The sequence below is a fragment of the Salinisphaera sp. genome, assembly GCF_002729955.1.
Lineage (GTDB): Bacteria > Pseudomonadota > Gammaproteobacteria > Nevskiales > Salinisphaeraceae > Salinisphaera.
On the sequence record NZ_PBYA01000028.1, the window covers coordinates 1 to 12,735 of the forward strand.

Genomic DNA, 12,735 nt, shown 5'->3' on the forward strand with positions numbered 1-12,735 from the left:
GGCGAGGGCACGGTCGGCGACGCCGGGCCTTCCGGCGGCGGAAAGCTGGTGCGCTGGGTGGTGGCACAGCCGGCCAGCGCTATGGCCAGCGCCAGTACTGCGATTCGTTGCATGCTCCCAAACCTCTCGTTGCAAGACCGCGCGGCTTGCGCGAGTACGTGGTCAAGACCGGCGTCGATAAACCTCGGGCGATCACTCACTGCGATCAACCGAACAATCTTTGCAGCCAGTTGCCTTCGTCCTGCTCCTGCTGTTGTTCCTGCTGACGCGGCCGCTCTCGGCGATAGCGGTTTTCGCGCATGATATCGCTATCGCAGTCGGAAAGCCCATCCGGCACCTCGCCGCGCACGAAGGGTACCGGGGTGGTGCCGCTACAGCCGCCGTAGTCATTGCCGGCCGTGCCACTGGGGTCGAAGCGCATGCGCAGCGGTATTTCCACCACGTCTTCCGGCGGCACGTTCATCAGCCCGCGCGGGTCGATATCGGCCATGATACCTGCCCACAGCTGCAGCGCGCCGGTGGCACCCGTGAGCTGCGCGGGCTTGTTGTCATCGCGACCGACCCAGACCACGGCCAGGCGATTGGCAGCGAAACCCGCGAACCAGCTATCGCGCAGATCGTCAGTGGTACCGGTCTTGCCGGCCACGTTGATGGAACGGTCGAGCGTTTTGTACATCGATGCCCCCGTGCCGTAGCGCGCAACACGCTGCAGAATCCAATTGGTGATATACACCGGCGATTCATCCACGGCGCGCCGGATCTTGAGCGGATAACGCGACAGCGGCTCCCCGTCACGCGTGGTGACATCGCGAATGGCGAGCAACGGCGTGTAATAGCCACCCGCGGCGAGCGTGTTGTAGATCTGGGCGACCTGCATGGGCGCCATATCCACGGCGCCAAGGGCCAACGACGGTACAGACAGCGGATCGCCGTTGTAGCCGAGCTTCTTGAGCGTCTCGATGACGTTGGGAATACCCACGTCGAGGGCCAGGCGCGCCGTCGACAGGTTATAGCTGTGGGTAAGCGCGTAGTGCAGCGGCACCTCGCTGCCGTGCGAGCGCATGGAATAATTGTTCGGCCGCCACGTGTCACCGTTGGCGAGTTTGACCGCGAACGGGCCATCGTCCAGTGGTGTGAGCACGTTGTATTTCGAGGGCTCGGCGAGCGCGGTCAGATAGACCACTGGCTTCATGAGCGAGCCGATCGGGCGCCGGGCGTCCAGCGCCCGGTTGAAGCCGGCAAAGCCGGCGTCGCGGCCGCCAACCAGTGCCAGTACACGCCCGCCCTCGACGCTGGTCACCACCGCCGAGGCCTGCAGGCTGTCGCGAGAAATCCCGCGTGCTGCCTCGACCTTGTCCAGCCCGTCCGAGACGCGCTGCTCGGCCGCGGCCTGTACCGCCGGATCAAGCGTGGTGAAGATACGCAGCCCTTCTTCGGTCAGGTCGGCGTCCTTGTACTGGCCCAACAGCTGGCGGCGCACCAGATCGATGAAGGCCGGATACTGGCTGGTACTGCGTACCGTGCGCGCGGTCACGCCCAGATCCGCCTTCTTGGCTTCGCGCCAGCTTTCGTCTTCGAGAAAGCCGGCGCTATGGAACATGTCCAGCACCAGATTGCGCCGACGCAGGGCGCGCTCGGCGTTGCGGCGCGGGTCGTAATAGCTCGGGCCCTTGACCATGGCCACGAGCAGCGCGATTTCCTGCGGCTGCAGCTCTTCCAGCGGCTTCTGGAAATAAAAATAGCTGGCCAGGCCGAAACCGTGGATGGCGCGACCGCCGTCCTGACCGAGATAGACCTCGTTGAGATAGGCCTCGAGAATCTCCGGCTTGGAATAATGCGCATCGAGCAGGATCGCCATGAGCGCTTCCTTGGCCTTGCGCACCAGTGTCTGCTGATTGTTCAGGTAGAAGTTCTTGACCAGCTGCTGGGTGATCGTCGAGCCGCCCTGCACTACGCCGCCGGCGCGCAGGTTGGCGACCGCGGCCCGCAGGATCGATTTCGGGGAGACCCCCCAATGGTTCATGAAATCGCGGTCTTCGACCGTGATCAGCCCGGCCGGCAACATCGGCGGCACCTCGCCGAGCTTGACCAGAATCCGGTCCTCGCCCTGCTTGGGATAGATACTGCCGATCATCAGCGGGTCGAGCCGGATCAATGCGGGATCGCCGGCGTTGTCGAGCGCGCTCAGCGAACTGACCCCGCTGCTATTGAAATTCAGCCGGATCTCGCGCGCGTCCTGCTTGCCGTCCCAGAAATGGAAGGCGCGGGTATGGATATCCAGCTGCCCGGCGCTGCTGCGATACGTACCGGAGCGCGACAGGCTGGAGCTTGCGCGATAGCCCTGCCGATCAAGGCGCGAAACGATTTCGCTGCGTGTGAGATCAAGGCCGCTATAGAGTTCCAGCGGGCTGGCATACACCTTGGCCGGCAGGGTCCAGCGCGTACCCTCGAACTGGGCCCGAACGGCGCCGTCCAGATACACCATATAGCCGGCCAGCACCGCTGCCGCGATACAGCCAAACAGGAAAACGTACGGCAGCAGCCGTCGGAAGAAACCGCGCTTTTCTTTCGCGCGCGAAGGGGTGCGCGCCTTGCGCTTGGATGCCGTTCGAGTGGGTCGTTTTTTCTGGGCCAATTCCGCTATCCGCGCCGGTCAGGGTCGCTGATAGTACCAAAGCTCGATGGGACTTTTGTGCGCTGCACCCCGCTCAGGCCAACCCGCAGGACTGGCCCGAGCTCACCCACCGCGCCGCCGCGCGGCGCCCTCGGTGACTTCCTTCTCCATCGCTTCAAGGCCGATATGGCGTACGTCCTTGCCCTCGACGAAGTACACGACGTATTCGCCGATATTCGTGGAATGGTCACCGATACGTTCCAGCGCTTTCACTGCCCACAGTACGTCGAGCATATGCCGGATCGTGCGCGGGTCCTCCATCATGTAGGTGATGCACTGGCGCACGATGCCTTCGTATTCGCGGTCGACCTCGGCATCCTGCTGGGCCACGCGCAGGGCGGCTTCGGAGTCGAGACGAGCGAAGGCATCGAGCGAATCGCGAAGCATTTCTCGCACGTGCCGTCCGAGTGTCTCGATCTGGCGGAACGCGCTTTTCGGCCGGTCGTAGCTGGCCAGATGGGTGGCCATGCGGCCGATCTTCTCGGCCTCGTCGCCGATGCGCTCCAGATCGGTAATGGTCTTGGCTACCGCGATGATCAGGCGCAGGTCGCCTGCCTGGGGCGCGCGCCGAGCCAGGATGCGCGTGCACTCCTCGTCAATCTCGACTTCCATGCGGTTGACCTGGGAGTCGCCCTGCACGACGTCTTCGCCAAGCGAACCCTCGCCCGTGATCAGCGCGCGCACGGCGTCGGCGATCTGCTGCTCGACCAGGCCGCCCATCGAAAGCACGAGCTCGCGCACATCCTCCAGGTCCGCATCGAACTGCTTGGACGTATGTTTTTCCAGTCCGACTTTATCCATGACGCTCTCCTCCCTGCTGCCGATCAGCCGTATCGGCCGGTAATGTAGTCTTCGGTCTTCTTCTCGCGGGGGTGGGTGAACAGCGAGTCCGTGTCCGAATATTCGACAATATTGCCCAAATGGAAAAACGCCGTATACCCGGCCACACGAGCGGCCTGCTGCAGGTTATGGGTGACGATCACGATCGTGTAGTTTTCCTTGAGCTCGTCGATGAGCTGCTCGACCGTGGCGGTCGCCACCGGATCGAGGGCCGAACACGGCTCGTCCATGAGCAGGACCGACGGGCTCACCGCGATCGCGCGGGCGATACACAAACGCTGTTGCTGGCCGCCCGACAACGATAGACCCGGCATCTGCAGACGATCCTTGACCTCTTCCCACAGGCCCGCGCGTTTGAGCGAATGCTCCACCAGATCCTCCATGTCGGTGCGCTTGCGCACCTGACCCAGGATCTTGGGGGCGTAGGCGATGTTGTCGTAGATGCTCTTCGGAAACGGGTTCGGCTTCTGGAAGACCATGCCGATATGCGAACGCAGCTCGACAACGTCGACCTCCGGTGCATAGATGTTCTGGTTTTCGAACTCGACCTCGCCCTTGATGCGCACGTCAGGAATCAGGTCGTTCATGCGATTCAGGCAGCGCAGAAAGGTGGATTTACCGCAGCCCGAAGGACCAATCAGCGCCGTGACCTCGTTCTCGACCACGTCCATCGAAACACCGTGCAGCGCCTGTTTCTCGCCGTACCAGACCTCGAGGTCGCTTATCTTCATCTTCATGTTCTGGTTCACGCGCGGGCGCTCCGTCGTCGGCACTTTCACCACCTGGGTGTTATCGCCGGTCAAGTCTCGTGTACGCATCCTAAATCTCCGCCCCGGGAAAGGGAAAATATTTCAATTCGTTAGTACCGCTCACGCCTACCAGCGACGCTCGAAACGGTTGCGCAGAATCACCGCCGTGGCATTGAGCGTGATCAAAAGCGACAGCAGCACGAGAATGCCGGCCGCCGTCAGACTCACGTAGGCGCCCTCCGGCATACCCGACCAGGTATAAATCTGGGCGGGCAGCACCGTGGCCGCTTCGGTCATGCTGGTCGGCGCATCGGGAATATAGGCAATCATGCCAATTAACAGCAGCGGCGCGGTCTCGCCTATGGCCTGGGCAATACCGATGATCGTGCCGGTGAGAATGCCGGGCAGTGATAGCGGCAGCACGTGGTCGCGAATCGCCTGCCAGCGGGACGCACCGACAGCCTGTGCGCCCTGGCGGATGTTCTGGGGCACCGCCTTGAGCGCCGCACGGGTGCTGATGATGATCACGGGCAGCGTCATCAGCGACAGGGTCAGGCCGCCCGCCAATGCCGAAGAACGCGGCACGCCGAAAAAGTTGATGAAGATGGCAAGACCGAGCAGACCGAACAGAATCGAGGGCACCGCCGCGAGGTTGTTGATATTGATCTCGATCGCCTGGGTGAAGCGATTGTCCGGCGCGAACTCTTCCAGATAGATCGCCGTTGCCACGCCGATGGGGAAACTCACCACCAGCACGACGATCATCACATAGAACGAACCGACGAACGCCGACCATAGACCCGCGTTGGACGGGATCTTGGAATCGCCCGAAAAGAACAGGCCGCTGTTGAAGCCATAGCTCACGCGGCCTTCCGAGTCTAGTCGGTCGAGCGTGGCCTTGAGCTCGGGATCAAGCCGGTCGCTATACCCCTTTCGGTACTGATCCACGTGCGCGGTCGCCGTCAGCCAGCGCGTCTGGGTGGTATTCATAAGGTCGGGATTGGCCTCGACCTGGCGCGGAATGGTGCGATAAAAGGCGCGCGAGATCAGCGGCGAGACTTCTTCCGTCACCGATTCGTTGGTGAACTTGATCGTGTCTTCGTCGTACGTGACATCGACCTTGATCTCGGTCTGCACGAACGCCGAATAGCCCTGTCGGATCATGTCCGAGAAGAACACCACGAGAAACGCCAGGGCCAGCAGCAGCGCGGCTATGCAATAGGCCTTGAAGCGTTGTTCCGCACGGTAGCGTTTCTTGAGCCGGCGTGAAGGGGCCAGCGTAATGCCTTGACTCATAATCGAATGCCCTTTAGCGCTATTCGTAGGACTGGCGGAACTTGCGAATGATGATGATCGAGATCAGGTTCAGCGTGAGCGTGACCACGAACAGCACCAGGCCCAGCGCGAACGCGGCCAGCGTCTCAGGGCTGTCGAAGGCCTGATCGCCGGTAAGCGCATCGACGATGCGCACCGTGACCGTGGTCATATCCTCGAGCGGATTCCATGTCAGGTTCGGGCGCAGGCCGGCGGCCATGACCACGATCATGGTTTCACCAAGCGCGCGGGATATACCCAGCAACGAGGCCGCCATGATGCCCGGGAAAGCCGCCGGCAGAATGATCTGCTTTATGGTCTCGGACTTGGTTGCGCCCAGCGCATAGGCGCCTTCGCGCAGGCTGTTAGGGATGGAGTTGATCACGTCATCCGACAGCGAGGAAATGAAAGGAATGATCATGATCCCCATGACCATCCCCGGCGCGAGCGCGTTGGTATACGACGCGTGCAGACCAAAGAAGTCGGCCACCTCGACGACCAGCGGACTGACCGTGATCGCAGCAAAGAAGCCATAGACCACGGTAGGAATGCCGGCCAGGATCTCCAGCACCGGCTTGGCCAGCGTGCGGATGCGATAGCTGGCGTATTCAGACATGTAGATGGCCGAAAGCAGCCCCACCGGGATCGCCACCAGCATGGCGACCAGCGTGATCATGAAAGTACCGGCGAACAACGGCACCGAGCCGAACTGGGAGTCCGCTGCCTCCTGGCCGGGGCGGAATGTCGCCACGGGCGACCAGTTGGTGCCGGTTACAAAGTCCCAGACGCTGACCTGGCTGAAAAACTTCAGCGCCTCGAACAGAATCGAAATGATGATGCCGAACGTGGTGAGAATCGACACCAGCGATGCGGAAAAAAGCGTCCAGTAGACGAACTTCTCGATCGCGTTACGGGCGCGCAGCGTCGGCTCGACCTTTCGCAGCGCCAGCATCAGGCCCACGGCCGCGCCGAACAAGGCGAACGAGAGTACGAACGGCGCCGGCGGAACCTGCAGGCCGAGCAAAGCGACCGCGGCCGCGACGATACCGATCGCGAGTGCCGGCAGTGCCATCCAGGTGGCGACATACACGCCGTACTGGGCTGGCAGGGAATGCATGCGGCTGCCGGAGGCATCCGACATCAGCGCCTTGCGGCGCCCCAGGGCAAACGCTACGGCGGCCATGGGCACTAGACCACCGAAGAAGACGAGCAGTACTTGGCTGGTTTCCAAAACGCGTTCCTAGGCTTGAAAGCGAGTGCGGCGGGCCGCCATGTTAATCGAGATGGCGCCGGCACGCCGCAGAGCGACATGAACCGGCGCCGCTTAGAGTCGAACGTTTAGCCTTCGAGATCCGATGCCTTGAGCTTGGCGCGGGATTCCCATTCACTACGCTCGGATTCCAGGCGATCTTCCGGCAGCGGAATCAGGCCCAGGTTCTTCAGATAACCGCGATCGCTGGCCATCTGGTCCGAAAGGAACATGTCGACGTACTGTTCCATGCCCTTGACCTGGTCGACGTGCGCGTTCTTGGTATAGAAGAACAGCGAACGCGAGACCGGGTACTCGCCCGAGGAGATCAGATCGCGCTCGGGTTCGACGCCGTCGATCTTGGCGCCCTGGATCTTGTCGCGGTTTTCTTCCAGGTAGGAGAAACCGAAGATGCCGAAGGCAGCCTTGTTCTGGGCCAGCTTCTGCACGATCAGGTTGTCGTTCTCGCCGGAGGGCACGTATTTACCGTCCTGACGGATGGTGGTGTAGGCCTCGTCGTAGCCGTCGATGTTCTCGGAGCCATGCTCCATGACCAGCTCTTCGAAGGCATCACGCGTACCCGAGGAGGTCGGCGGGCCATAGATGAGGATTTCGCGATCCGGCAGCGACGAATCGATGTCGCTCCACTTGTTGTACGGGTTGTCGACCAGCTCACCGTCCTTGGGCACCTTGGCCGCGACCGCCAGCGTGATCTGCTCGCGGGTTAGGTCGATGGCGTCATCGGACTTGCTCTGTGCGAACACGATACCGTCGAAGCCCACCACGTTCTCGGTGATGTCCTTGACGCCGTTCTTCTGGCACATCTCGAATTCCGACGGCTTCATGCGACGCGAAGCGTTGGTGATGTCCGGCGTATCGGCGCCCACGCCGCCGCAGAACAGCTTCATGCCACCGCCCGAACCGGTGGACTCGACGACCGGCGTGCGGATGTCGGTGGTTGCGCCGAGCTCTTCGGCCACGTAGGACGAAAACGGATAGACCGTGGACGAACCCACGATACGAATCTGATCGGCGGCCTGGGCGGTGCCGGCCGCGGCGAGCAGGCCCGCAGCGATACCCGCTGCGCCCAGCGTGTTTTGAAAACGAAGTTTCATCAATGTCTCCCGGATGAAATATTTCAGGCCAGCGGTTCTGACCTGCGGTGAGTGTGGGAGCAAACTTTGAACAGGGTATTGCCGATCCGTGACAGATTTATGACAACACCCCGACGTCCCCTTCGTAACGCTTATTCGAGGACCAGACGATAGAGCGTGGTCGAGCCGCTGACCTCGTTGCCCACCGCCAGCAAAGCGACACCCGTTACCGGACTCTTGTCGGCGGGGATGAACACGATGCTTTCAGGCCCCAGATCACCGGCCACCAGAGCACCGTTCTCTGTCTCCATGTCGGCGCTGACGTCGCGCGAATTGGTATAGCTGACATAGACTGGCGCGTTGACGTCGGTGATGTCGTAGACGAGGAAGCCGCCCATGCGTTCCAGACCGATGAACGCATAGCGCCGGCCGTCGATCACGCCATAGGCGATGGCTTCGGGCTCTGGCCCCTTGTTGTCCGAACGCGAATCGCCGTCGTTTTCGCTGTTGTCGTTGTTGAACGCGTCGCCGTAGCGTTCACCGGTAATACGCTCAAAGTCGTCCCCGGAGTCATAGACGAGTTCGGCCGTGTCGGCACGACGAATCGAGAAGGACCGGGCGCCGTAGGCATAGAGCGTGTCGTAGGTGGGTTCGCCCTCGGCATTGGTCTGGCCTGTCCGGCCCAAGGTGTTGGTGACCTTGAGGTCGCCCAGTTGAGCGTCTTCCTGCAACATCGCCGCGTTCGGGAACGCGCTTGGATCGAGCGAAAGATCCTTCACGTCGACTTCTTCACTGAAGCCGTCGTAATCGCGCGCATCGCCTTCGTTGGCAGTCAGCAGATAGGTGGTACCGTCTTCGCTGAAGGCGGCGATGGTATCCGGTTGATACATACCCAGAACCGGCACGGTACGGATGTTCAGCCCATCCTCGTTGCTCGGGTCGATGCCCTGCCCTGCAACGCTGTGGTCCTTGTAACCCAGCGGCAGGACGTCGGTAATCTCCATGGCCTGCAGGTCGATTACCGCGATCGCGTTGTTCTCCTGAAGGCTCGCGTAGGCGCGCTGGCCATCCGGCGCGACCGCGATGTATTCCGGCTCGAAATCCTGGGCCGCAGTCGCATTGGGCCCGAATATGCGTACGCCGGCCGCACGAAGTTCGTCGGCCCGGTCATTGAAGTCGCTAAAGCCCAGCGTATTCACCATCGGCGCATTGAAGCCGGCGCTGACGTCGATCACGCTGATCGAGCCTTCCGGGTCGTTGTCATAATCGTCGTTGGGCTCGCCTTCGTTGGCCACGAGTACGCGTGTGCCGTCGGGCGTGAAGGTCACCATATCGGGCAACGCGCCCACTGTGGCCTCGCCGAGCTTTTCCAGACCGGTGCCGGAGTAGAACACGACCTTGCCGGGCGCCTGGGCGTCGTCGGCTTCGATGGCTACGGCAACCGTGCCCTCGTGGACCGCAACGCTGTTGGCGGAATCCCCTTCGGCGGTGGCGTCAATCTGGCCCATGCGCATGAGGCTGCCGCTGCTGTCGATCGCCAGCACGTCGACCGTTTTAGCATTCGAGTTGACCACATACAGACGCTGCGTGGTCGCGTCGTAGGTCACGATCTCGGCCGCCCCCTCGTCGAACACATCGTCCAGAAACGACTCGCCGGCCGCAGGCTGGACCTGATAGCGCCCCACCTGGTTCACCGTCAGCGTGCGTGTTGGTTCGCTGTTGCGGTCCTCAACCGACCGCGTGTCGTCACTGCAACCGCTCAGCCCCGCCGCAGCGATAGCGACTGCGAGCCCTGCCCATTGGTATTTCATTTCCCGATCCCCGTAAAAGTTAAATGAACCTAAAAAAAAAAAGACCCCGGCCAAGCCGGGGTCATCGTCGATGGGAACAATCCGCTTTTTATTCTCTGGGAGCTTTGTTTACAGGACCTGCTGGAACTGCAGGAACAGCGTGTTCTGGTCCTCGCCGATACCGGCCGGGTTGATCACCTGGCCGTTGGCGTCGTTGGCGTACAGCACATCGCGGCCGATTTCATAGGTCAGCTGAATCTTGGCGTCGTGCTTGTTGAAGAAGTAGTTCAAGCCCGCCGTGTAGCGCTTGTCCATGTCGTCGGAGATGATGTTGCCGGCGCTATCGCGATAGCCATCGTCGAGGTCCAGCGCCGAGAAGCCGGCGGTGAATTCGAGCTTGCTGGGCACGATCATGTAACCGGCCTTGACCATGTAGGTCATGAACTTCGCGTCGCCGTCGTTGTTCACGAAGCCGATACCGTTGAAGTCCGTGCCGCCATTCGCGGTCGCGACGAAATCACGGGTGTCGTTGGTGACTTCAGCACTGGTGTACTGAACCGCCGCGTCTGCGGAGAAGTAACCGCTGCGGAAGGCCGCGTCCAAGCCCAGGCCGGTGACGTTGTCGTATTCGCCTTCCGGGCTGCTATCCGCTTCGAAATCGTCGAAGCCGGCGTCGCTGTCGTTGTCCCAGTAGAAGGCGTTCAAGCCCATGCCGAACTTCGTTTCTTCGCCGAAGGCACCCTGCGCAAGCTTGAAGCCGCCCAGCGGGGTGAAATCGATACGGCCGGCGAACAGCTTGCCGAAGTAGTCGGGGTCGCCGCTCACGCGCGATTCGAAGTCCACTTTGTCCAGGTCGCTTTCGAGGCCGGCGTTGAACACGCCCGCAGCCACCTGGAACACATCGCTCGGCGCGGCGGTGTAGAGGATACCGATCTGACGATCCGGCACACCGAAGTTGTGGTCGCCCACCACTGTGCGTTCGACGAACTGCTGGCGCTTGGAGGAGGTCAGCAGCTCACGCGAGTACGGCACCTTCATGTTACCGACCTGGATCTCGCCGGCCGACAGCCCCGAATAGTTGATGAAGGCGTCCTTGACTTCCGGATCGTCGGACACGCCGCCGAAGTCGACCTGCCAGATGCCGTAAATGTCCTTGGTCAGCGTGCCTTCGATATAGAAACGCATGCGGCGCAGAAAAAAGTCGTCGCCCGAATCGCTGCCCTGACCTTCGCTGTCGGCATCGACCAGACGATACTGCGGTTGCAGACGGCCGCCGATTTCCAGCGACTTGTCGCCTTCCTCATACAAGGTGATGCCGGCCGAAGCGAGCATGGGCATGGCGGTCACGGCCGCGCCGGCGAGCACGCCCATGGCGCGCAGTTGAAAACGGTTCATCAGTAGGTCTCCCTGGATTGTGTCTCGGCTTGTGCAGCCGCGGGAGAAGCTACCTAAGGCTTGTGACAGCTACATAACGGCGGTATGACATAAATGTGACAGCGTCGATCGTCGCCCGATGCGCGCCCCAGAGCGATGCGTGGGGCGACGGTTGAAGCACGGAGCCGATAGACGAGCGCTGCGCCGACTAGGTACGGCTGAATCCGCCGGCCATCGCGCCGAGCCACGGCCCGCCAGGCCCGACTGCGCTTACCCGGTCGCGTTCGAAATCGCGCGTGAAAACACGCGGCTCAGGCGGCCTGCCGCTCGAGAGCGCGCTGGACGGGGAACCGGCAGGTGAAGGTCGAGCCAACGCCGGGCTCGCTGTCGATATGGAGCTCGGCCTCGTGATGCTCGAGACAGTGCTTGACGATCGCAAGCCCCAGCCCGGTGCCGCCACTGCTGGCCTGACGGCCCGGATCGACACGATAGAAACGTTCGGTCAGGCGCGGCAGATGGCTGGCTTCGATGCCGGGGCCGTTATCGGTGACCGAGAAACAGGCGGCCTCATCCTCGCGCCACCAGCGCACGTGAATGGTACCGGCGTCGCCGGTGGTATAGCGCACCGCGTTCGATAGCAGATTGGAGAACACGCTCTCCAGTTCTCCCGGCCGACCATACAGATCCAGTCCAGGCTCGATGTCCATCACGATCTCATGGCTGGTACTGTTCGCGCGTCGGATATCGTCGACCAGCGATTGAATCATCTTCGGAATATCGATGCGCTCCTGGCGCTGTTGAAGCCCCTCGCTTTCCAGCCTTGCGAGTTTGAGCAGGCTTTCGATGATCCGGTTCATGCGTCGCGATTGCTCGCCCATCTCACGAATCGGCGCCTGCCAGCCGGCAAGCGCGCCGTCGCTGCCGGCTTCTTCCTCCATCATTTCCAGATAGCCGCGCAATACCGTCAACGGCGTGCGCAGTTCGTGGGATGCATTGGCCACGAAGTCGCGACGGGTATGTTCGAGGCGCTTCTGCTCGCTGATATCCCGTGCAATCAGCAGGCGCTGATTATTGCCATAGGGGATAAGACGCAATAACAGGGTGTCTTCTTCGTTAACCGGAGACGGCACTTCCAGCTCACCGATATGCTCGGCTTTAATCAGGTGGCTCGATACCCGCGGATGACGCAGCAGATTGGCCAGCCGCTGACCCAGATCCTGTGGGCTGCGCAAAGCCATGAGCGCGCCGGCCGCCTCGTTGAACCATACGATGCGCCCCTGCGAATCCAGCACCACCGCGCCGTCCGGCAGGGCCGCGGTCGATGCCTGAAACTCATGAACGATGCTCTTGAGACGCTTCTTGCGTTTGCGATTGCGCTGTTTGAGCCGGTAGAGCTCGGTATAGATTTCCTGCCAGACGCCCATGCCTTCGGAGGGCTCGATGCGATCCGAAGCCAGCCAGCGATGCAGCTGGTAGGCATAGGTCAGATGAACCGCAAGATAGGCACTTACACCGAACAACAGGGCCAGCAGCGCATAACCAACCATCAGCCCGGTCAGCGTACACAGAGCGAGCCAGAGCGCGACAACGACCAGCTCGCGACGCCATGTCCGCGCGGTCCCTGCCGAAGGCATGCTCATACACGGGCTCG

9 protein-coding genes are annotated in these 12,735 nt (G+C 61.7%); all 9 read right to left on the bottom strand.

From position 1 onward, the window contains the following. Positions 1 to 205 precede the first annotated feature (205 nt). A complete protein-coding gene (gene mrcB, locus CMN27_RS07585; RefSeq protein WP_293625288.1) occupies positions 206 to 2,635 on the bottom strand; it encodes a penicillin-binding protein 1B in 2,430 nt (809 codons plus the stop codon). 102 nt (positions 2,636 to 2,737) lie between these two features. Next, a complete protein-coding gene (gene phoU / locus CMN27_RS07590) occupies positions 2,738 to 3,475 on the bottom strand; it encodes a phosphate signaling complex protein PhoU (RefSeq protein WP_293625290.1) in 738 nt (245 codons plus the stop codon). 23 nt (positions 3,476 to 3,498) lie between these two features. Then, a complete protein-coding gene (gene pstB, locus CMN27_RS07595) occupies positions 3,499 to 4,251 on the bottom strand; it encodes a phosphate ABC transporter ATP-binding protein PstB (protein ID WP_366515424.1) in 753 nt (250 codons plus the stop codon). Between the two features lie 138 nt (positions 4,252 to 4,389). Then, positions 4,390 to 5,559, bottom strand: a complete 1,170-nt coding sequence (gene pstA, locus CMN27_RS07600; protein ID WP_293625294.1) for a phosphate ABC transporter permease PstA — start codon at positions 5,557 to 5,559, stop codon at positions 4,390 to 4,392. A 19-nt stretch (positions 5,560 to 5,578) separates the two neighbouring features. Then, the gene (pstC, locus tag CMN27_RS07605; RefSeq protein ID WP_293625296.1) at positions 5,579 to 6,808 is read right to left on the bottom strand and encodes a phosphate ABC transporter permease subunit PstC; all 1,230 of its coding nucleotides are present in this window, start codon (positions 6,806 to 6,808) and stop codon (positions 5,579 to 5,581) included. A 107-nt stretch (positions 6,809 to 6,915) separates the two neighbouring features. Beyond that, positions 6,916 to 7,941: a PstS family phosphate ABC transporter substrate-binding protein gene (locus CMN27_RS07610; protein WP_293625298.1), complete on the bottom strand. Its 1,026-nt coding sequence runs from the start codon at positions 7,939 to 7,941 to the stop codon at positions 6,916 to 6,918. A 131-nt stretch (positions 7,942 to 8,072) separates the two neighbouring features. Beyond that, positions 8,073 to 9,614: a choice-of-anchor I family protein gene (locus CMN27_RS07615; protein ID WP_293625300.1), complete on the bottom strand. Its 1,542-nt coding sequence runs from the start codon at positions 9,612 to 9,614 to the stop codon at positions 8,073 to 8,075. A 225-nt stretch (positions 9,615 to 9,839) separates the two neighbouring features. After that, a complete protein-coding gene (locus CMN27_RS07620; protein WP_293625302.1) occupies positions 9,840 to 11,105 on the bottom strand; it encodes a porin in 1,266 nt (421 codons plus the stop codon). Positions 11,106 to 11,395: 290 nt separating this feature from the next. After that, complete coding sequence (gene phoR / locus CMN27_RS07625; RefSeq protein WP_293625304.1) at positions 11,396 to 12,724, bottom strand: phosphate regulon sensor histidine kinase PhoR; 1,329 nt, start codon at positions 12,722 to 12,724, stop codon at positions 11,396 to 11,398. Positions 12,725 to 12,735 lie beyond the last annotated feature (11 nt).

What these genes read in the sequence shown, in the direction of transcription:
- pstB (WP_366515424.1), bottom strand. Translation starts at nt 4,251, where the DNA reads ATGAAGATGAAGATAAGCGACCTCGAGGTCTGGTACGGCGAGAAACAG.
- CMN27_RS07610 (WP_293625298.1), bottom strand. Translation starts at nt 7,941, where the DNA reads ATGAAACTTCGTTTTCAAAACACGCTGGGCGCAGCGGGTATCGCTGCG.
- pstA (WP_293625294.1), bottom strand. Translation starts at nt 5,559, where the DNA reads ATGAGTCAAGGCATTACGCTGGCCCCTTCACGCCGGCTCAAGAAACGC.
- phoU (WP_293625290.1), bottom strand. Translation starts at nt 3,475, where the DNA reads ATGGATAAAGTCGGACTGGAAAAACATACGTCCAAGCAGTTCGATGCG.
- phoR (WP_293625304.1), bottom strand. Translation starts at nt 12,724, where the DNA reads ATGAGCATGCCTTCGGCAGGGACCGCGCGGACATGGCGTCGCGAGCTG.
- CMN27_RS07620 (WP_293625302.1), bottom strand. Translation starts at nt 11,105, where the DNA reads ATGAACCGTTTTCAACTGCGCGCCATGGGCGTGCTCGCCGGCGCGGCC.